The sequence below is a fragment of the Zeimonas sediminis genome (assembly GCF_023721795.1).
Classification (GTDB): Bacteria; Pseudomonadota; Gammaproteobacteria; order Burkholderiales; family Burkholderiaceae_E; genus Zeimonas; species Zeimonas sediminis.
In genome coordinates, this window is sequence record NZ_JAMQYE010000001.1 from 1,236,147 (window position 1) to 1,255,910 (window position 19,764).

20 protein-coding genes are annotated in these 19,764 nt (G+C 69.7%); 1 reads left to right on the forward strand and 19 read right to left on the reverse strand.

Features of this window, described 5'->3' with window-relative positions; genetic code table 11:
- Position 1: 1 nt before the first annotated feature.
- The 14 genes from M6I34_RS05805 to M6I34_RS05870 form a co-directional block, all read right to left on the reverse strand.
- Positions 2-322 (reverse strand): LapA family protein, encoded by a 321-nt coding sequence (locus M6I34_RS05805; protein WP_272484754.1) that lies wholly within the window; start codon positions 320-322, stop codon positions 2-4.
- A 118-nt stretch (positions 323-440) separates the two neighbouring features.
- Positions 441-755 (reverse strand): integration host factor subunit beta, encoded by a 315-nt coding sequence (locus M6I34_RS05810; protein ID WP_272486615.1) that lies wholly within the window; start codon positions 753-755, stop codon positions 441-443.
- A gap of 157 nt (positions 756-912) precedes the next feature.
- Positions 913-2,604, reverse strand: coding sequence for a 30S ribosomal protein S1 (gene rpsA, locus M6I34_RS05815; protein WP_418953474.1), 1,692 nt, complete (start codon positions 2,602-2,604; stop codon positions 913-915).
- A gap of 109 nt (positions 2,605-2,713) precedes the next feature.
- Positions 2,714-3,391 (reverse strand): (d)CMP kinase, encoded by a 678-nt coding sequence (gene cmk, locus M6I34_RS05820; protein WP_272484755.1) that lies wholly within the window; start codon positions 3,389-3,391, stop codon positions 2,714-2,716.
- The gene (aroA, locus tag M6I34_RS05825) at positions 3,388-4,710 is read right to left on the reverse strand and encodes a 3-phosphoshikimate 1-carboxyvinyltransferase (protein ID WP_272484756.1); all 1,323 of its coding nucleotides are present in this window, start codon (positions 4,708-4,710) and stop codon (positions 3,388-3,390) included. Before aroA ends, cmk begins: the two co-directional genes overlap by 4 nt.
- Positions 4,711-4,745: 35 nt before the next feature.
- Complete coding sequence (locus M6I34_RS05830; protein WP_272484757.1) at positions 4,746-5,603, reverse strand: prephenate dehydrogenase; 858 nt, start codon at positions 5,601-5,603, stop codon at positions 4,746-4,748.
- Positions 5,604-5,606: 3 nt separating this feature from the next.
- Positions 5,607-6,701 carry a histidinol-phosphate transaminase gene (hisC, locus tag M6I34_RS05835; protein WP_272484758.1) on the reverse strand — a complete coding sequence of 365 codons (1,095 nt, stop codon included), beginning with the start codon at positions 6,699-6,701 and terminating at the stop codon, positions 5,607-5,609.
- 197 nt (positions 6,702-6,898) lie between these two features.
- Complete coding sequence (locus M6I34_RS05840; RefSeq protein ID WP_272484759.1) at positions 6,899-8,596, reverse strand: class I adenylate-forming enzyme family protein; 1,698 nt, start codon at positions 8,594-8,596, stop codon at positions 6,899-6,901.
- Positions 8,593-9,246, reverse strand: a complete 654-nt coding sequence (locus M6I34_RS05845; protein ID WP_272484760.1) for an ABC transporter ATP-binding protein — start codon at positions 9,244-9,246, stop codon at positions 8,593-8,595. Before M6I34_RS05845 ends, M6I34_RS05840 begins: the two co-directional genes overlap by 4 nt.
- A 2-nt stretch (positions 9,247-9,248) precedes the next feature.
- Positions 9,249-9,974, reverse strand: coding sequence for an ABC transporter ATP-binding protein (locus M6I34_RS05850; RefSeq protein ID WP_272484761.1), 726 nt, complete (start codon positions 9,972-9,974; stop codon positions 9,249-9,251).
- A gap of 26 nt (positions 9,975-10,000) precedes the next feature.
- A complete protein-coding gene (locus tag M6I34_RS05855; RefSeq protein WP_272484762.1) occupies positions 10,001-10,969 on the reverse strand; it encodes a branched-chain amino acid ABC transporter permease in 969 nt (322 codons plus the stop codon).
- On the reverse strand, positions 10,969-11,862 hold the full coding sequence (locus M6I34_RS05860) for a branched-chain amino acid ABC transporter permease (RefSeq protein WP_272484763.1): 894 nt from the start codon (positions 11,860-11,862) through the stop codon (positions 10,969-10,971). Before M6I34_RS05860 ends, M6I34_RS05855 begins: the two co-directional genes overlap by 1 nt.
- 116 nt (positions 11,863-11,978) lie before the next feature.
- Entirely contained in the window at positions 11,979-13,133 is a 1,155-nt protein-coding gene (locus tag M6I34_RS05865) for an ABC transporter substrate-binding protein (protein WP_336254642.1), read from the reverse strand.
- Positions 13,134-13,281: 148 nt separating this feature from the next.
- Complete coding sequence (locus tag M6I34_RS05870; RefSeq protein ID WP_272484764.1) at positions 13,282-14,082, reverse strand: FadR/GntR family transcriptional regulator; 801 nt, start codon at positions 14,080-14,082, stop codon at positions 13,282-13,284.
- Between the two features lie 324 nt (positions 14,083-14,406).
- On the opposite strand from M6I34_RS05870, the gene M6I34_RS05875 reads away from it, so the two are divergent.
- Positions 14,407-14,910, forward strand: a complete 504-nt coding sequence (locus M6I34_RS05875) for an L-2-amino-thiazoline-4-carboxylic acid hydrolase (RefSeq protein WP_272484765.1) — start codon at positions 14,407-14,409, stop codon at positions 14,908-14,910.
- 23 nt (positions 14,911-14,933) lie between these two features.
- On the opposite strand, the gene M6I34_RS05880 is transcribed toward M6I34_RS05875, so the two are convergent.
- The 5 genes from M6I34_RS05880 to M6I34_RS05900 are packed head-to-tail and all read right to left on the reverse strand — an operon-like array spanning position 14,934 to position 19,670.
- Positions 14,934-15,962 (reverse strand): branched-chain amino acid ABC transporter permease, encoded by a 1,029-nt coding sequence (locus M6I34_RS05880; protein ID WP_272484766.1) that lies wholly within the window; start codon positions 15,960-15,962, stop codon positions 14,934-14,936.
- Between the two features lie 2 nt (positions 15,963-15,964).
- The gene (locus M6I34_RS05885) at positions 15,965-16,834 is read right to left on the reverse strand and encodes a branched-chain amino acid ABC transporter permease (RefSeq protein WP_272484767.1); all 870 of its coding nucleotides are present in this window, start codon (positions 16,832-16,834) and stop codon (positions 15,965-15,967) included.
- Positions 16,834-17,538, reverse strand: a complete 705-nt coding sequence (locus M6I34_RS05890) for an ABC transporter ATP-binding protein (protein ID WP_272484768.1) — start codon at positions 17,536-17,538, stop codon at positions 16,834-16,836. The genes M6I34_RS05885 and M6I34_RS05890 overlap by 1 nt, the downstream gene beginning before the upstream one ends.
- Complete coding sequence (locus tag M6I34_RS05895) at positions 17,538-18,314, reverse strand: ABC transporter ATP-binding protein (RefSeq protein ID WP_272484769.1); 777 nt, start codon at positions 18,312-18,314, stop codon at positions 17,538-17,540. Before M6I34_RS05895 ends, M6I34_RS05890 begins: the two co-directional genes overlap by 1 nt.
- Before the next feature lie 15 nt (positions 18,315-18,329).
- Complete coding sequence (locus M6I34_RS05900) at positions 18,330-19,670, reverse strand: ABC transporter substrate-binding protein (RefSeq protein WP_272484770.1); 1,341 nt, start codon at positions 19,668-19,670, stop codon at positions 18,330-18,332.
- Between the last annotated feature and the right edge of the window lie 94 nt (positions 19,671-19,764).

Below are 19,764 nucleotides of genomic sequence, written 5' to 3' on the forward strand. Positions count from 1 at the left end.
CTCAGACGCCCAGCCCGATGCCGGGGCCGATCGCGGCCTCCGCGGGCAGCGGTTCCGGCCCGGACTTCGAGGCCGTGGCATGACGCAGCTCGCGGCTCAGGCGCGCGATCTCGCGGCGCTGCCTGAACATGGCCGGCACCGCGGCGAGCAGTCCGATGACCACGCCGGCCGCGAAGAACACGAGCAGGAATATGACCAGCGGCGCGCGCCAGCTGAGGTCGCCGATCAGGAAACGCAGGTCCGTCGGCTCGGTGTTCGACAGTGCGAAACCGAGCGCGATCAGGAAGAGCAGGAAGTTGAAAAGCCAGGAAACGATCCGCATCGGTCTCTCCGTTCGGCGCCTCGATCAGCCGCTATTCTGAACGAGACCGGCGCGATGGTGAAAACCGCGGGCGCTCCAGACGACGCGTGCGGCCGCGGAAGGGGCGCCGTTCGGGACCTCAGTCGGCCCGGGCCGCGTCCTGGTCCCTGCGCAGGCCGGCGTCGACTCGCTCGCGCAGTTCCTTGCCGGGCTTGAAGTGCGGTACCCGCTTCTCGGGAACGAGCACCTTCTCTCCGGACTTCGGATTGCGCCCGACTCGCGGCGGGCGGTGCGACAGCGCAAAGCTGCCGAAGCCGCGGATCTCTATGCGGTTCCCGTCGGCCAGCGTGCGCGCCATCGCGTCGAGGATGGTCTTGACCGCGAACTCGGCGTCTTTCGCGACGAGCTGCGGGTAGCGCTCGGCAAGCCGTGCGATCAGCTCCGACTTGGTCATCGTCGGGAGCTGGTTGTCGCCGTTCAGGTCTTCGCCGTTCCGTCCGGGCATGTCGGTGCGACGTCGCGAAACGCGTCGGATCGGTGGTTGGGATCGGGTGGGGGCGCGGGGCTGCGGAAGGCGCGCGCCGCCCGTGGCCGGGCGGCGCGCAGCTCCGTCACTCCTTCGAGGTGTCGAGCTTGGCGCGCAGCAGCGCGCCCAGGTTCGTCGTGCCGCTCGCGGCGCCGCTCTCGGCCTGCATGCGCTGCAGGGCCTCGGCGGTCTCGACCGAATCCTTCGCCTTGATCGACAGGTTGATCGACCGGTTCTTGCGGTCGATGTTGACGATCATGGCCTCGACCTCGTCGCCTTCCTTCAGGTGCGTGCGGGCGTCCTCGACGCGGTCGCGAGAGATCTCGGAAGCGCGCAGGTAGCCCTCGACGTCGCCGGCCAGCTCGACGACGGCGCCCTTCGGGTCGACCGCCTTCACGGTGCCGCGAACCAGCGCGCCCTTCTCGTGCGTGGCGACGAAGTTGTTGAACGGGTCGCCCTCGAGCTGCTTGATGCCCAGCGAGATGCGCTCGCGCTCGGTGTCGATCGCCAGCACGACCGCCTCGACCTCGTCACCCTTCTTGAAGTTGCGGACCGCTTCCTCGCCCGCGACGTTCCACGACAGGTCGGACAGGTGCACCAGGCCGTCGATGCCGCCGGGCAGGCCGATGAACACGCCGAAGTCGGTGATCGACTTGATCGTGCCCGAGACCTTGTCGCCCTTGCGGTGGTTGTCGGCGAACTCTTCCCACGGATTGGCGCGGCACTGCTTCATGCCGAGCGAGATCCGGCGGCGGTCCTCGTCGATCTCCAGGACCATGACCTCGACCTCGTCGCCCAGGGCGACGATCTTGCCCGGGTTGACGTTCTTGTTGGTCCAGTCCATCTCGGACACGTGCACCAGGCCCTCGATGCCCGGCTCGATCTCGACGAACGCGCCGTAGTCGGTGATGTTCGTGACCTTGCCGAACATCCGCGTGCCCTGCGGATAGCGGCGGCCGATGCCGACCCACGGGTCGTCGCCGAGCTGCTTGACGCCCAGCGAGACGCGGTTGCGCTCCTGGTCGAACTTGAGGACCTTGGCGGTGATCTCCTGGCCGACCTGCAGGACCTCGGACGGGTGACGCACGCGGCGCCAGGCCATGTCGGTGATGTGCAGCAGGCCGTCGATGCCGCCCAGGTCGATGAACGCGCCGTAGTCGGTGATGTTCTTGACCACGCCGTTGACGATCGCGCCTTCCTGCAGCGTCTCGAGCAGCTTGGCGCGCTCTTCGCCCTGCGTGAGCTCGACGACGGCACGGCGCGACAGCACGACGTTGTTGCGGCGGCGGTCCAGCTTGATGACCTTGAACTCGAAAGTCTTGCCTTCGTACGGGGTCGTGTCCTTGACCGGCCGCGTGTCGATCAGCGAGCCGGGCAGGAAGGCGCGGATGCCGTTGGTCATGACGGTGAGGCCGCCCTTGACCTTGCCGGTGACGGTGCCTTCGATGACTTCGCCCGACTCGAGCGCCTTCTCGAGGTTGATCCAGGCCGACAGGCGCTTGGCGCGGTCGCGCGACAGCCGCGTTTCGCCGTAGCCGTCTTCGAGCGACTCGATCGCCACGGAGACGAAGTCGCCTTCCTTGACGTCGAGCTCGCCGCGATCGTCGTGGAACTCCTCGATCGGGATGAAGCTCTCGGATTTCAGGCCGGCGTTGACGACCACGAAGTTGTGGTCGATGCGGATCACCTCGGCGGTGATCACCTCGCCCTGCCGCATTTCCTGACGGGACAGCGACTCTTCGAAGAGTTGGGCGAAACTTTCGGTTGCAGTGTTCAAAACGTTGATTCCAGTGTTTGCTGACACGCCGGACGGCCGGTTCGACGGCCCGCGCGCGTGGCGACGGACCGAAGCGACAACCCAGCGGAGTTGGCGAAAATGCCGCCTTTCAGCGGCCCCTGCGCGCCCGCCACAACCCGAGCACCCGCTCGACGGTTTCGTCGATGTCGAGCGTCGTGGAGTCGACGACGTGCGCCCCTTCCGCGGGAGCGAGCGGAGCGATCGCCCGGGTGGCATCCCGGTGGTCGCGCTCCTGGAGATCCCGCAAAAGACCCGAGAGCGTAGCAGAAAATCCCTTTTCGATCAACTGCTTATACCGCCTCTCCGCGCGTGCTTCGGCGGACGCGGTCAGGAAGACCTTCAGGGCGGCGTCGGGAAAGATCACGGTGCCCATGTCCCGGCCGTCGGCGACCAGCCCGGGCGGCCTGCGGAACGCGCGCTGGCGCTCGACGAGCGCGGCCCGCACCGCCGGCATCGTCGCGATCCGCGAGGCCTCGTTGCCGACGGCTTCCTCGCGGATCGCCTCGGTCGCATCGGCGCCGTCGAGCAGGATCCGCTCGCCGTCGAAAGCCACCGGCAGCCGGGCTGCGAAGCCGGCGATCGCCGCCTCGCCCGGCCCGGGGCCGGCCAGGCCGCGCAGGCTGCCGAGCGCGGTGAGTCGGTACAGCGAGCCGGAGTCGAGGTAATGCCAGCCGAGGGCCTGCGCCACCCGCTGGGCCACCGTGCCCTTGCCCGAGGCGGTCGGCCCGTCGATCGCGATGACCGGCGGCAGCCCGCCTGCGCTCACTCGCGCACCTCGTCGATGCCCAGCCCCGCGCCGCGCGCGAGCGACACGAAACCGGGGAACGAGGTCGCCACCACCTCGGTGTCGCGGATCGTGATCGCTTCGCGGGCGCGCAGGCCGGCGATCGCGAAGGACATCGCGATCCGGTGGTCGTGCCGGGTGGCGATCTCGCCGCCGCCGAACACCGCGGCGTCGCCGCCCCGGCCTTCGATGACGATGCCGTCCGGGGTCGGCTCGGCGCTCACGCCGAGCGTGCGCAGGCCGTCGGCCATCACCGCGATCCGGTCCGATTCCTTGACCCGCAATTCCTCGGCGCCGGTGACCACGGTGCGACCTTCGGCGCAGGCGGCGGCCACGAAGAGCGCCGGAAACTCGTCGATCGCCAGCGGCACCAGCTCGGGCGGCACGTCGATGCCGCGCAGCGCGCCGCCCCGCACCGTGAGGTCGGCGACCGGCTCGCCGCCCACCTCGCGCAGGTTCTCCACCGCGATGTCGGCGCCCATCAGGCGCAGGATGTCGATGACGCCGGTGCGGGTCGGGTTGACGCCCACGTGCTCGAGCCGCAGCGACGAGCCCGGCGTGATCGCCGCGCCGACCAGGAAGAAGGCCGCCGACGAGATGTCGGCGGGCACGTCGATCGCCGTCGCGCGCAGCGGCTGGCCGCCGCGCAGCGAGATCGTCGCGCCGTCGCGCCCGACCGAGACCCCGAAGCCGCCGAGCATGCGCTCGGTGTGGTCGCGGGTCGGCGCCGGCTCGATGACCACGGTTTCGCCCTCGGCGTAGAGCCCGGCCAGCAGCAGCGCCGACTTGACCTGGGCGCTCGCCATCGGCATCGGGTAGCGGATGCCCACCAGCCGCTCGCAGGGCAGGATGCGCACCGGCGGCCTGCCGTCGCGGGTCTCGATGCGCGCGCCCATCAGGGCCAGCGGATCGGCGACCCGCCGCATCGGGCGCCGCGTCAGGCTCTCGTCGCCGATCAGCGTCGACTCGAAGCGCTGGCCGGCGAGCAGGCCCATCATCAGCCGCATCGCCGTGCCGGCGTTGCCGCAGTCGAGCGGCCCGTCCGCCTGCCGAAGTCCGCGCAGCCCGACGCCGTGCACGACCACCCTCCCCGCCTCGGGGCCTTCGATCGACACGCCGAGCGCGCGAAACGCATTCATCGTGGACAGCGCGTCGGCGCCCTCGAGGAAGCCCGACACCCGGGTCACCCCGTCGGCGATCGCCCCCAGCATGATCGAGCGGTGCGAGATGGACTTGTCGCCGGGGACCCGCAGGCTGCCCGCCAGGCCCCCGCCCGGCGCGACGCGAAAACTCTCTTTCATCGTGATCCGATTCCTTCGATGCGCGGCGCCGGCGTTCAGCCCAGCCGCGAGCGCCAGCGGCTGGCCGCGGCGAAGACGTCGGCGAGGCGATCCCGGTCGCCCGCCTCGAGCGCGGCGATCACCTCGTCGAGCCGGTTGCGGAAGCGCGCCGCCGAGGCCAGGCAGGCCTCGCGGTTGTCGAGCAGGATGCCCGCCCAGAGCGAGGGCGACGAGGCGCCGACGCGCGAGGTGTCGCGCAGGCCCGCGCCCGAGTACTCGATCGCTTCCTCCGCGAGCTCGCCCGACGCGATCGCCGCCGACAATGCGAACGCGACCGCGTGAGGCCAGTGCGACACCTCGGCGAACACCCGGTCGTGCAGTGCCGGGTCCATCGTGCCGAAGCGCGCGCCGGTCGGCGCGAGCATCTCGCGCACCGACTCGCAGTGCTGCCGGGGCGTCGCCTCGACCGGGCACAACAGCCAGCGGCGGTCGCGGAACAGCTCGGCGCCCGCGGCCTGCGGGCCGCTCAGCTCGGAGCCGGCGATAGGATGGCCTGGCACGAAGCGCAGGAAGGCGTCGCCGAGCTCGCGCCGGGCCGCATCGATGACGCTGCGCTTGGTGCTGCCGCAGTCGGTGACCAGGGCCTGGGGTCCGAGCGCCCCGCGGATGCGCCCGAAGAGCTCCGGCATCGCGGGGACCGGCGCTGCCACGACCACCAGCGACGCGCCGGCCACCGCCGCCTCGGGCGTGTCGCAGGCCGTGTCGAGCAGCCCCAGCGCGCGCGCGACCTGCGCGTCGTCGCCGGGCGAGTAGCCGGCGACCTCGGCCACGGCTCCGCCGGCGCGCAGCGCCGCCGCGACCGAGCCGCCGATCAGGCCGACGCCGAGGACGGCGACCCGGTCGATCGTGGCCACGGATCAGCGCCCCAGTGCCGCGGGGAGCGCGGCGAGGAACTTCTCGTTCTCTTCCGGCAGGCCGATCGACACGCGCAGCCACTCGGGCAGCCCGTACCCGGCCACCGGCCGCACGATCACGCCGGCGCGGAGCAGCCGTTCGTAGACGGCCGCGGAGTCGCCGACCCGCACCAGCACGAAATTGCCGTAGGAGGGCACGTACTGCAGGCCCAGCTCCGAGAAGCCCTTCTCGAGGCGCTGCTTGCCCTGCCGGTTCAGCTCGTAGCTGTGCTGCAGGAAGGCGTCGTCGCCGAGCGCCGCGATCGCGGCGGCCTGCGCCAGCGAATTCACGTTGAAGGGCTGGCGGATCCGGTTCATCAGGTCGGTGAGCTCGGGCTGCGCCAGCGCGAAACCCACCCGCAGGCCGGCCAGGCCGTAGGCCTTGGACAGCGTGCGCGACACGATCAGGTTCGGGAAGCGGCGCACCCACTGCGACGAGTCGAAGCGCAACCCGGGATCGAGGTACTCGTTGTAGGCCTCGTCGAGCACCACGACCACGTCCTGCGGCACCTTCTCCAGGAAGGCCTGGACCGCGGGCGCCGGCTGGAAGGTGCCGGTCGGATTGTTCGGGTTCGCGACGAAGACGATCCGGGTGTCCGGCTCGATCGCCGCCGCCATCGCATCGAGGTCGTGGCCCAGGTCGCGCGCCGGGACGACGATCGCGCGGGCGCCGATCGCCTGCGTGGCCAGCGCGTACACGACGAACGAGTACTGCGAGTAGACCGCCGATTCGCCCGGCTGCAGCAGCGCGTGGGCGGCGATCTCGAGGATGTCGTTCGAGCCGTTGCCGAGCGTGATCCAGTCCTGCGGCACCGCATAGCGGCGCGCGATCTCGGCCTTCAGCTCGAAGCCGTTCGAGTCGGGATAGCGGCCGAGGTCGTCGATCGCGGCCGCCATCGCGCGCCGCGCCGACTCGGGCATGCCGAGCGGGTTCTCGTTCGAAGCGAGCTTCACGATCGAGGCCTCGTCGAGGCCGTACTCGCGGGCCAGTTCGCTGATCGGCTTGCCCGCCTGGTAGGGGGCGATCTTCCTGACGTACTCGGGTGCGTGGATGCTCATGGGCGGCTCGTTGGGAACGACTCGATGGCGCGCCGGCCGGAACGCCGGGCCGGGCCGCGCGCCGGTTGCCCGGTGCCGGCGGCCTCGCCAAACCCGAAAGGATAACCCGACGTCGGCGTGCCTAGCCGGGCTCGACCCGGCCTCCTGCCCGGCTCGCCGAGGACGGGCCCGCTCGGTTCGCCGGCCCCGCTCCCGCCCTAGTCGCCCAGCCGCTCGCGCAGCACCCGCTTCAGCAGCTTGCCGTTCGGGTTCCGCGGCAGTGGCTCGACCGAGATCGTCACGGTCTCCGGCACCTTGTAGTCGGCGAGCCGCTCGGCGCAGAAGGCCCGGATCGCCTCGGCGTCGACGGCCGGATCGGTCGCGTGGACGAACGCGTGGACCCGCTCGCCGAGCACCGGACACGGACGCCCGACGACGGCGGCCTCGACCACCCCCGGCATCGCGGCGATCAGGTTCTCGACCTCGACGCTGAAGATCTTGTAGCCGCCCCGGTTCAGCATGTCCTTCTTGCGGTCGAACACCCGCACGAAGCCGTCGGCGTCTACCGAACCCAGGTCGCCCGAGTGCCACCAGCCGGCGGTGAACTCGCGCGCGGTCGCCGCCTCGTCGTTCCAGTAGCCGCGCACCACCATCGGCCCGGAGATCCACAGCTCCCCGACCTCGCCCGCCGGCAGCTCGCGGCCGTCGTCGTCGACGACGATCACGTCGGCACAGGGCAGCGCGACGCCCACCGAATCCGCGTGGTCGCGGGTCAGGCCGGCGGGGATCATCGTGGTCGGCGAGGTGGTCTCGGTCGCGCCGTAGGCGTTGAGCAGCGTCAGGCCGGGCAGCCGCGCGGCCAGCGCATCGATCGTCGCGACCGGCATCGGCGCGCCGCCGTAGCCGCCGATCCGCCAGGCCGACAGGTCGTGCCGATCGAAGTCGGGCTGCAGCAGCGCCAGGTTGTACATCGCCGGCACCATCAGCGTGTGCGTGATCCGCTCGCGCGCCGCCAGCGCCAGGAAGGCGCCGGCCTTGAAGGCCGGCATCACGACCAGCGCGCCGCCCACCGCGGCGAACGAAGCGATGTTCGCGATCAGCCCGGTGACGTGACTGGCCGGCACCGCGAGCAGCGAGCGGTCGCCGGGGGCCAGCCCCATGCACGAGACGAAGTGCAGGCACGAGTGGACGACGTTCAGGTGCGTGAGCATCGCCCCTTTGGGCCGCCCGGTCGTGCCCGAGGTGTAGAGGATCACCGCCGGATCCTCCTCGCCGACCTCCGCGGCCTCGCGAAGCGGCGCCCCGGCGGCGAGCTCGGCGAAGGGCAGCGAATCCGGCTGGCCCGGTTCGGCCGCGTCCGGGCCCTCGACCGGCAGGGACTCGGGCGGCGGGCAGGCGACCCGGAAGGCGAGTTGCGGCAGCTCGGCAGGCAGCGGCAAGCGGTGCGCGAGCTCCGCGTCGTGGAAGATCGCGCGCGCGCCGCAGTGGCCGAGGATCCACCTCAGCCCGTCGCGCTGCTCCCGGGCGCCGATCGGCACCGTGATCGCGCCCAGCCGCTGGACCGCGAACAGCGCGATCACGAACTCCGGCCGGTTCGACACGAACAGCGCGACCCGGTCGCCGCGCCCGATGCCGCGGGCCGCCAGGCCGCCCGCGACGCGTGCCACCCTCTCGTCGAGCTCGCCCCAGGTCAGGCGCAGCCCGTCGCAGACGAGCGCCTCGCGCGATGCGTGCGCGGAGACCGTGGCCGCGAACAGCTCGTGGAAAGACCGGGCTCGCTGCGCGAAGCAGCGCACGACCCGGTCGCCGAAGTGCGCCTCGTGCCGGATCGCCGGCAGCGCGCAGTCGGCCCACCACTTGCCGGGCCCGCGCGCCACCTCGCCGCCCGGCCCGCGGGCGCTCCCGCCTGCGCTCAAGCCGCCTTCTCCTTCGCGTTGGCGCCTCGCTCGATGACGACCTCGAGATCGAGCATCGAAGCGGCGTGGTTCAGCTCCGACTGCGCGATGAGCACGGTCAGGTCCTTGCCGCGCAGGCCGAAGATCACCTCCGAGAGCCGCTGCGACAGGGCCGGGGCGACCCCCTCGAAGGGCTCGTCGAGCAGCAGCAGCCGCGTGCCGACCGCCAGCGCACGGGCGAGCGCCACCAGCTTCTGCTGGCCGCCCGACAGCAGCAGCGCCCGACGCTCGCGCATCTCGCGCAGCTCGGGCAGGACCCCGTAGACGCGCTCGAGGCGCTCGCGCTCGTCGAGCGTCTTCGACACCCAGACCGGCACGAGGATGTTCTCCTCGACGGTGAGCTCGGGCACCAGGCCGCGGTCCTCGGGCATGTAGCCGATGCCCATTGCCGCACGCCCGTGCCTGGGCTGGCTCGCCAGGTCGACGCCGTCCCAGCTGACCTTGCCCGAAGTCGGCTTGAGGTGACCCATGATCGTGCGCAGCAAGGTGGTCTTGCCCGCCCCGTTGCGCCCGACCAGGCCGACCATGCTGCCCTTTTGCACCGCCAGCGAGAAGCCGCGCAGCGCCTGGACCGACTGGATCGTGACGTCCACCGATTCGATGTTCAGCATGATCAGGCCCCCTGCCGAACCGAGCCGGTCACGTAGCGCTGGACCTGTTCGTCGGCCAGCACCGCGTCGGGCGGGTCGTCGGCGATGACCCGCCCGCTGTAGAAGGCGATCACGCGATCGGCGTAGCGGGTCACGATCTCCATGTCGTGCTCGACGAAGAGCACGGTCACCTGCTCGGAAGCGAGCGCCTCCGAGATCGTGTCCATCATCGGGAACTTCTCCTCTACCGAGACGCCGCTGGTCGGCTCGTCGAGCAGCAGCAGCTTGGGCTTGCCGGTGAGCGCCATCGCGATGTCGAGCAGCTTGCGCACCCCGCCGGGGAGCTCGGACACCTTGCGCTGCGCGTGCGCGGCCAGGTCGAAGCGCTCGAGCAGCGCCATCGCCTGCGCCCTGCGCTCGGGCGCGCGGGCCGGTTTCCAGAACGACAGCTCGCCGTCGTTGCAGGCCGCGGCCACCAGCATGTTGTCGAGCGCGGTCATGTCCAGCGCCAGCTGCGGAATCTGGAAGGAGCGCGCCACGCCCATGCGGGTGATCCGGCGCGGCCCCATGCCGGTGATGTCCCGGCCGTCCAGCGTGATCGTGCCGGCATCGGGCTTCAGGTAGCCGGTCACCATGTTGACGAAGGTCGTCTTGCCTGCGCCGTTGCTGCCGATCAGGCTCACCCGCTGGCCCGCGGGCACCTCGATGTTGACGTCGTCGGCCGCGGTGACGGCGCCGAAGGACTTCATCAGCCCTCTCGCGGAAAGCATCGCCTTCATGCCCGGGCCTCCTGCGCTGCCCGGCGCGCCGCCTGCCGGTCGATCCACAGCGAGCCGAGCCCGCGCGGCAGGAAGCGGATCACGACGAGCAGGAACAGGCCCATCGCCAGCTGCCAGGTGTTCGGGAAGTACAGGTTCGAGAACGAGCGCACCACCTCGACGACGAAGGACGCGAGGAACACCGCCAGCATGCTGTGGTGCCCCGACAGGATCGCCACGAAGACGAACTCGCCCGAGGTGGTCCAGTAGCTGAAGTTCGGCTCGATGTGGCCGAGCGCCAGCACGGTCAGCGCGCCGCCGATGCCGCCGAGGAAGGCGGCGAACACGAAGTTCACCGCGATCGCGTTGGACACCGAAGCGCCCAGGTACTCGATCCGCAGTTCGTTCTCGCGAATCGCCAGCGACACCATGCCGCGCACCGAGTCGCTGTAGATCCGGGCCACTGTGGCGAGAATGCCCACCAGGACCACCGCCACCGAATAGAGCGCGAAGTTCGCGCCTTCGGCCGAGATCTCCGCCCCGAACAGCGTCGGCCGGCTCACGTTGAAGCCGTCCGAGCCGCCCATCGTCTCGGACTTCACCAGCACGCCGTAGAGCACCATCGAGATCGCGAGCGTCAGCATCGCGAAGAAGATGCCGCGGTAGCGGGCCAGCAGCGGCGCGAAGGGCGCCGCGAACAGCGCCGCAGCGAGACCGCCGCCCAGGGTCAGCACCAGCGCGTCGGTGACGCCCGCATGGTTGGCGAGCAGCGCAGCGGCGTAGCCGCCCGCCGCGAACACGAAGCCCTGCCCGAAGGAGACGACGCCGCTGCGCATCAGCAGCACGATGCCCATCGACACGAGCCCGTGCGAGATCGCCATCGTGGACAGGAACAGCAGCCACTTGGGCATGGCGAAGCCGGCGACCAGCAGCACCGCGATGGCGGCCGCCCCGGCGGCCGCGGTCTTGACGATCGGGTTGTCCATCAGATCTTCCTTGCCTGGATTCGCTGGAACAGCCCCTCGGGCCGGAACACCAGCACGATGGCCATCGCGATGTAGATGCTGAACAGCTCCGCCGCCGGCCAGGTGTGCACGGCCAGCGCGCGCGCCAGGCCGACGATCAGCGCGCCGATCGCCGCGCCCTCGATGCTGCCGAGCCCGCCGATGATGACGACGGCGAACGAGACGATGATCACCCCGACCGACAGGCCCGGCTGCACCGACACCATCGGCGCGGTCAACGCGCCGGCGAGCGCCGCCAGGAAGATGCCGAACATGAAGGCGAAGGTGTAGATGCGCGAGACGTTCACGCCCATGCTCGAGGCGATCTCGTCGCTGTGGATGACCGCCAGCACGACCTTGCCGACCCGCGTGCGGTTCAGGCCCCACCAGACCGCCAGGCCGCACAGCACGGCCACGACGATCAGCATGAAGTCGTAGCCGACGTATGACAGCGTGCCGAACTCGACGTTGCCGAACAGCATGTAGGGCTCGCTCACGTAGTACGGCGTGGGCCCCCACACGAGCTTGGTCACGTCCTCGAGGATGAGGAACAGCGCGTAGGTCACCAGGACCAGCAGCACCTCGTCGCGCCCGTAGAACACGCGCAGCAGCCCGCGCTCGGTCAGCGGGGCGAGCAATGCGGCGACCGCCACCGCGGCCAGCAGCATCGCGACCGGCGACAGCTCGGGGGCGAGCTCGAGCGTGGTGAACCAGCCCACGAAGGAGGCGGCGGCATAGGCGCCGACCGCGTAGAAGCTGCCGTGCGCGATGTTCAGGATCTTCAGCACGCCGAAGACGAGCGTCAGGCCCAGCGCGACGATGAACAGCCACGACGCGTAGACGACGCCGTCGATCAGGATGGTCAGTGCAAGCATCGGGAGATTCCAGGGAGAAGGAGCGGCTGCCGGCGGCCGCGCCGCCGGCGCGCCCTCTCGTTTCGGACCGGCCCGCGGCGTGCAATCGCCGCGGGCACCGGCTCAGCGCGTCGGCCTCAGCACTTCGCGCCCTTGAAGCCCGACTTGATCCACTCCTCGGACTTCATGTCGGCGGGCGGGTTCACGCACTCGGCCGGGAAGCGCACGATGTCGACCAGGTCGACGCGCTTCTTCTCCTTGTTGTACTGCGTGCGGCCGATCGCGGTCGGCTGGATCGCCTGGTGGCCGTTGGCGATCGCCATGCTGATCGTGCCGGCCGGCGACTCCCACGAGAAGCCCTTGAGCGCGGCGGCGAGCTGCTCGGGGCTCGGCTTCTTGCCGCCGTTGGCGGCGATCGCCTTCTCGGCGGCCAGCTTCAGGCCCAGCAGGGCCTGGGCCATGCGGTACGGCGCCTGCACCGGGTACACGTTGTACTTCTTCTCGTACTCGGAGAACCACCAGCGGTTCAGCGGCGTGTCGGGCGACATCAGGCCGTAGGCGCCGCGCGCGCCGAGGATCACGCCGTCGGGCATCTTGTCGCCGAGGCCCGGCAGCACGTGGTCGCCGGCCGACAGCACGACCTGCGAGCGCTTCATCAGGCCGCGCGGCGCCGACTGCAGCATCAGCGCCTGCAGGTCGCCGCCCCACAGGCTCGAGTGCGTGACCGAGGCCGGCTTCTGCAGCAGCGCCGAGATCTCGGTGCCGTACTGGCCCGCGCCGAACTTGGGCCGCAGGTCCTGGCCGGTCTTCGCGTTCGGATACAGCTGTTCCATCGTCAGCTGGAAGTCCTTCAGCGAGTCGTGGCCCCAGGCGTAGTCCTGGTTGATGTAGTTGATCGTGTCGACCTTGACGTTCTTGGCCTTCAGGTAGCGGCCGAGCGCCACGTTGTCCATCGTCGCGTGCGCGGCGGTGCGGAACACGTACTCGTAGCTGCGCTCCTCGAAGATCCGAGGCGTGCCGCAGTCGTACAGGATCAGGAAGCGCTTCATCTCCTCGGCCACCGGCGCCACGGCCAGGCAGTCGCCCGAGCTCACGTAGCCGACGACCGCGTCGACCTTCTCCCGGTCGTACAGGTTCTTCAGCTCCTGGACCTGCTTGGTCGCGCCGCCCGCCTCGTCGACGTAGATCGGCTCGATCTGGATCCCGCCGAAGCCCTTCTTGTCGTAGGGCGCAGGCGCGGTGCCGTTGTTGAAGGCCTCGACCAGAAGCTTGGCGCCGTTGACCGCCGGGATGCCGAAGCTCTCCGCGGCTGTCCCGACAGGAAGCTGACGATGCCGATCCGGAAGGTTTCCTGGGCCTGCACCGGCGAGGGCGCGGCCAGCCCGAAGGCCGCCGCGACTGCGGCCGCCCCGAGCGCGGGAGCGAAGTTGATGCGTTTCATCACGGTGTCTCCTCTGTTTCCGTGGTTGCTGCGGGAAAGGACGAAATGCCCGGCTGGGGCCACTCGACCGGCGCCTCGATGTCGAGGTCGGCCACCCTGTAGCCCCGCTGGAAGTCGACGAAGTGCCGGAGGGTCCAGCCCTCGGCCTCGTCGGGATCGTGGCGCCGGATCGCGTCGACGATCCGGCGGTGCGCCTCGAGATTGCGCCGGCCCGCCTGCGGCAGCGTGAGCCTCAGCCTCTCGAAGCTCGGCGCGAGCAGCAGGCTCACCGGCTCGCGCGCGAGCATCAGCACCCTGTTGCCGGAAGCCTTGGCGACCAGCGCATGGAACTGGACGTCGAGCTCGATGTAGGACTCCCCGCGCGCCAGCACCTGCTCGGTGCGCGCGAGGTTCTCGTCCAGGGCGGCCAGGTCGGCGTCGGTCGCGTGCTCGGCGGCAAGGCGCGCGGCGCGCGGCTCGAGCGTCACGCCGACCTCCCACAGCTCGCGAAAGCTCACCGCCTCGAGCACCAGGGTGCGCATCGCCCGCGGCGCCAGGCTGCCCATGCCGGGCAGCGCCACCTGCAGCCTGCGGCCGGCGGCGCGCACCAGCAAGCCTTCCTGCTCGAGCAGGCGGATCGCCTCGCGCACGGTGGAACGGTTGACGCCGAAGCTCTCGGCCAGTTCCTGCTCGGTGGGCAGCGGATCGCCGGGTTTCAGCTCGCCGTCGAGGATCCGCCGCTCGATCCGCTCGGACAGCAGCCGGTATGCCGGCGAATGCCGGAGCGGCGCGAACACTGCCTGTGCGCTTCGGCGCTGCACGATCCTCGGCTCCTCCTCGACTGCGTTCTCGTTGTGGCCGGGGCTCTCGCTTCCCCGGCCCGGCTGCCGGCCGGGCGAATCCGGCGCCCAGCTTCTTCGGCACCAGACCGGTCTGTTTGCCCGATTGTCCGACAAAGACTCGATCGGCTCCAATCGTGATGCGCCTCGATCGTATCGTCAAGAGGATTCGATCGTGCGACGCAACATCGTTCCAGTCTTCGCACGACATCCGGAACGGGCGACCGCCTCGCCGGATCGCTGCCGCGCCCTTCCCCGGACGAAGCGCGCTATCGTGTCCGGCAGTGACCGAACCGGGAGCACGGCATGGACGACGAAACGAGCTTTCTGCGCGAGCAACTGGCCGCGTCGCTGAAGAACCGGGCGATGTTCTATTGGGAGACCTACCGGGTGCTCGAGCGCGAACTCGGTGCGGAGCGGGCGGCAGGGCTTCTCTCCGAGGCGATCCACGCGCGCGGCTGCGCGGTCGGCGAGCGCTTTCGCGCTTACGCCCCGGACGACTTCACCGGCCTGCGCGACGCCTTTCTCGGCTCGATTCCCGACCGCGGCCGCCCCTTCCAACCCGAGGTCCTGGCCTGCGACGAGCACGGCCTGGAAATACGCTTCGGCCGCTGCCCGCTGAAGGAAGCCTGGCTCGAGGCCGGCCTGCCCGGCGACCAGGTCGCCACGATGTGCCGGATCGCCGGCACCGTGGACGACGGCACCTTCGACGCGGCGGGCTTCGATTTCGCGAGCCGCACCTGGGAACCGGGCCGCGCCGGCTGCTGTCACCTGTTCATCCGCAAGCGACCGGAGCCGCCGCAGGCCTGAGCGGCGAGGCAGGCGCGCCGGCTTCAACCGCGGCGCCGGCCGCGGCGCTCGAGCCACTCGCCCAGGATGCCCTTGGGCATGTAGATGATGAAGAAGATCAGCAGCGCGCCGTAGATCAGCAGGTCGAGTCCGTGGATCTGGTTGCCGATCAGGATGCGCAGGCCCTCGGAGAGCAGCAGCAGGAAGACCGCGCCCACCGTGGGGCCCAGCATCACGAACATGCCGCCGGCGATCGCGCCGAACACCATCTGAAGCGAGATGCCGATCCCCGACACGGTCTCGGGGTTCACGTAGAGCTGGTACTGGGCGTACAGGATGCCGCCGACGCAGGTCATCGCGGCCGACAGCATCGTGACCGACAACTTTGTGCGGCTCACGTTGATGCCGATCGAGGCGGCGGCGTCCTCTTCCTCGCTGATCGCCTGCAGCGCGAGCCGGCTCATGCTTCGGTCGACCTTCTGCCACACGTAGAGCGCCAGCAGCCAGAACACCAGCACGATGTAGAACCAGACGATCTTGTCGGAGAACTGGAGCGACCAGAGCGACGCGCTCTGGTCGTCGGCGAGACCCGGTTTGGGGGTGACGCCGAGCGAGCCGCCGGTCACGTCGCGCAGCGCGACGATGATCAGCCGCACCACCTCGGCGAGCGCCAGCGTGACCAGCGCGAAGTAGTGGCCGACGATCTTGAAGCGAAAGCACGGATAGCCGATCACGAACGCCACGGCAAGCGTGGCCACGAGCGCGACCGCCGCGCCGGCGAGCGGCGGCCAGCCGAACGCGTTCCAGAGAAGCACCACCGTGTACGCGCCGATGCCGAAGAAGGCGCCGTGCCCGAGGCTCACCATTCCGAGCCGCCCCATCAGGGCCCAGCTCGTGTAGATGAAGCCCCACAGCATGGCCATGATCATCAGGTGCAGCGGGTAGGCGCCGACGCCGGTCAGCGGCGCGACGACCAGCAGCGCCAGCAGGACCAGCGCCACGCTCCTGCCCCGGCCCGGGGCCCTCGTGGTGGCCGCGCCGACGGCAGCCTGGCTTGCGTGGGTGTTCGCCATGGTCAGCGTCGCCTCGAGAACAGCCCTTCGGGCTTCCAGAACATCATCGCGATGAAGAACAGGAAGGCGAGCACGTAGCCCCATTCGAGCTGGAACACGAAGCCGCCCACCGAGATGAACTGCGCGAAGATGAAGGCCGCGAAGAAGCCGCCGATCAGGTTGCCCAGGCCCCCCAGCACGCAGATCAGGAAGGTGATCGGCCCGAAGGACAGCCCGATCGCCGGGTGGATGTCGTACTGCAGCACGAGGAGGCAGCCTGCCAGCCCCGCGAGCCCGCCGCCCAGCGCCGAGGTGAGCAGGTAGATCTTCGAGCTGTTCACCCCCATCAGCGGCATGATCGCGCGGTCCTGGCTGATCGCCCGGATCGCCGTCCCGATGTAGGTGCGGGTCAGGAACAGGTAGGTGGCCACGATCGCGGCGATCGCGACCGCGAAGGCGATAAGGCGCGCCATCGACAGGTTGATCTCGCCGACGCTGACCCCGGGAAGCCGAACGCCGATGTTGCGGAACTCGACCCCGAAGGTGACGGTGGCGGCGGCCTGCAGGAAGAACAGCACCCCGCCGGTCACCAGCAGCTGGTTGATCGGCTCGGCGGTGAGCACCGGGCGGATGATGAAGTGGTGCAGGCCCGCCCCGAGCAGCGCGACGAAGCCGATGCCGAAGGCGAAGGCCAGCCACAAGGGCGCGCCCTGCACCGTGTGCAGCCACCAGATCGCGTACATGCCGACCATGATCAGCTCGGCGTAGCAGATCCAGACCACGTCGATCACGCCGAAGATCAGGTTCAGGCCGAGCGCCAGCAAGGCCAGCAGCCCGCCGAGCAGCAGGCCGTTGACGACTGCCTCGAGCAGGAAGATGTCGAAGAATTCCATCAAACCCCCAGGTAGGCCTTGCGGATCTCGTCGCTCGCCAGCAGTTCGGCGGAGGGCCCGCTCATGCGGATGCGACCGGTCTCGAGCAGGTAGCCGCGGTCGACGACCTGCAGCACCTGCTGGATGTTCTGCTCGACGATCAGCACCGTGTAGCCCTCGGCCCGGATCCGCTTCATCAGCTCGAAGATCGACTGGACGATCACCGGCGCCAGCCCCGCCGACGGCTCGTCGAGCAGCAGCAGCTTGGGCTTGCTCATCAGCGCGCGGCCGATCGCGCACATCTGCTGCTCGCCGCCGGACATGGTCCCCGCCATCTGCATCCGCCGTTCCTTCATCTTCGGGAACAGCGAGTAGACGAAGTCGAGCCGCTCGCGGTAGTGCCTGCGGGCCGACGGCGTGAACGCCCCCATCATCAGGTTGTCCTCGACGGTGAGCCGCGGAAACAGGCGCCGGCCCTCGGGCACCTGCGCGATGCCGAGCGACACGACTTCGTGCGAGGGGATGTCGTTGTAGCGCCGCCCCTCCATCGACATGTCGCCGGACTTCGCGTCGATGAGCCGCGAGATCGCGCGAAGCAGCGTGGTCTTGCCGGCGCCGTTGGGGCCGATGACCGCGACCGCCTCGCCGGCCTTCACCGAGAGAGAAACGTCGAACAGGGCCTGGAAGCTGCCGTAGCCGGCGCTCAGCTTGCTGATCTCGAGCATCAGTGGGGCTCCGCCTCGGAACGCTCGCGGGCATCGAGCTGGCGGTGCACCGCCTCGGCGTCGGAGCCCAGGTAGACCTCGATCACCTTCGGGTCGCGCGTCACGTCGGCCGGCGCCCCCTCGGCGATCAGCTCGCCGTGGTCGAGAACCAGGCAGCGGTCGATGACCTTCATCAGCACGCCCATGATGTGCTCGACCCAGATGATCGACACGCCCCGCTCGTCGCGGATCCGCTTGAGCATCTCGGCCGCCTGGTCCATCTCGGCCTCGTCGAGGCCGCCGAGGCTCTCGTCGGCCAGCAGCAGCTTGGGCTGCGTGGCGAGTGCCCGCGCCATCTCGAGCTTCTTGAGCCCGGCCGCGCCGAGTCCGTCGACCCGGGCATCGGGGTCGCGCGGCAGGCCGATCAGCTCCAGCGCGTCGTGCGCGCGCTTGAGCGCCTCGGCGTGGCCGACGTGCTCGCCGGCCCCGTAGTGCGCGGCGAGCACCGTGTTCTCGAGGATGGACAGCTTGCGGAAGGGCCGCGGAATCTGGAAGGTCCGCGCCAGACCCATCTGGCAGATGCGGTATGGCGCGAGACCGCCGATCTCGCGGCCGTCGAGTCGCACCGAGCCCTCGGACGGTGCGTACAGTCCGGCGATCACGTTGAAGGTCGTGCTCTTCCCCGACCCGTTCGGGCCGATCAGCCCGAGGATCTCGCCCTTCTCGAGCTCGAAGGAAAGCGCGTTGACCGCAGTGAAACCGCCGAACCGTTTGGTCAGCCCATTGACGGAAAGCACTTGGTCAGCCCGTGGTCACTTTGCGTAGGTGTGGCCCTTGGGCAGCGGCAGCACTGCGTCCTTGGTCTTGATCGCCGCAGGCCACACGATGTACGTGTCCTTGTCGTTGTACTGCATGACGACCGGCGACGAGCGCTCGTTCTGGCCCGCCATCTTGTGACCCGCCGGGAAGAACTTCACGCCGTAGCCCTGGATCGTGCCGCCCACCGGGATGTCGGTCTCGAGCGAGGCCTGGCGAAGCGCGTCGGGCGAGATGCCGCCGTGCTTCTTGATCGCGCGCGGCAGCACGTCGGTGAAGAAGATCCAGGCCTGGTTGAAGCCCATCGACACGTGCGGCGGGATCTGGTCGGCCTTGGTCTCGGCCACGTAGCGCTTGACCATTTCCTTGGTGACGTCGCCGAGCCCGGGCGCGAGCGTCTTGGGGTCGAGCAGCTGCGCGGCGACCGGGTCGACGTTGTAGATCAGGTTCGCGTCGTCCTTGAAGGTGGCGTAGAGCTTGTCGAACTGGCCGTAGCCGGCGCCGTGGCCGATCAGCGCCGACCACTTCAGGCCCTGCTCCTTGGCCTGGCGCAGGAACAGCGTGATGTCCGGGTTGTAGCCGGTGTGCAGGATCGCGTCGGGGCGCGCGCGCCGCAGCTTGGTGACCAGCGGCGACAGGTCGGGCGAGGTGGCGGCGTAGCCTTCCTTCAGCGCGATCTGCATGCCGAGTTCCTTGCAGGTCGCCTCGTTGCCCGAGGCGACGCCCGCACCGTAGGGGCCGTCCTCGTAGATGATCGCGACCTTCAGGTCCTTGACCTCCTTGCCCAGCTTGCTCTTGGCGTTCTCGGCCAGGAAGCGGCAGGAGGCCTCGCCGAACTGGTCGGAATGCACCTGCGCGCGGAAGACGTTCTTCAGGTTCTTGTCCTTGAAGACGCTCGAGGCGACGCAGATGTTCGCCCACATGAACTTGTTGGCCTGGTCGACCTTCTGGGCCATCGGCACGCAGTGCGCCGACGAGAACACGCCCATGATCATGTCGACCTTCTCCTGGTTCAGCAGGCGCTCGGTCTCGTTGATCGCGACCTCGGCCTTGCTCTGCGCGTCGGCGTAGATCGGGACGATCTTGTAGCCCTCGACGCCGCCGCGCTCGTTGATCATGTCGATCGCGTACTTGGTGCCGAGGTAGCCGGCGTACGAACCGCCCGCGGCCAGCGGGCCGGTCAGGTCGTAGATGACGCCGATCTTGATCTGCTTGTCCTGCGCGAGCGCCGCGCCGGACGTGGAAACCCCCGCGGCCACGACGGTTGCAGCGGCAAGGACGGAAAGGGTGGTGCGGGCGCAGCCGAGTGCTGCGGCGACGCGATCGAACGTTCGCATGCTTGTCTCCTCCAGGATCGTGGCTTGTTCGCCTCGCGGTTCTTGAGCGACCGCGCTGGCTTCCTTTTCAGTGTAGCCGAGGCTTTTCGCCGAT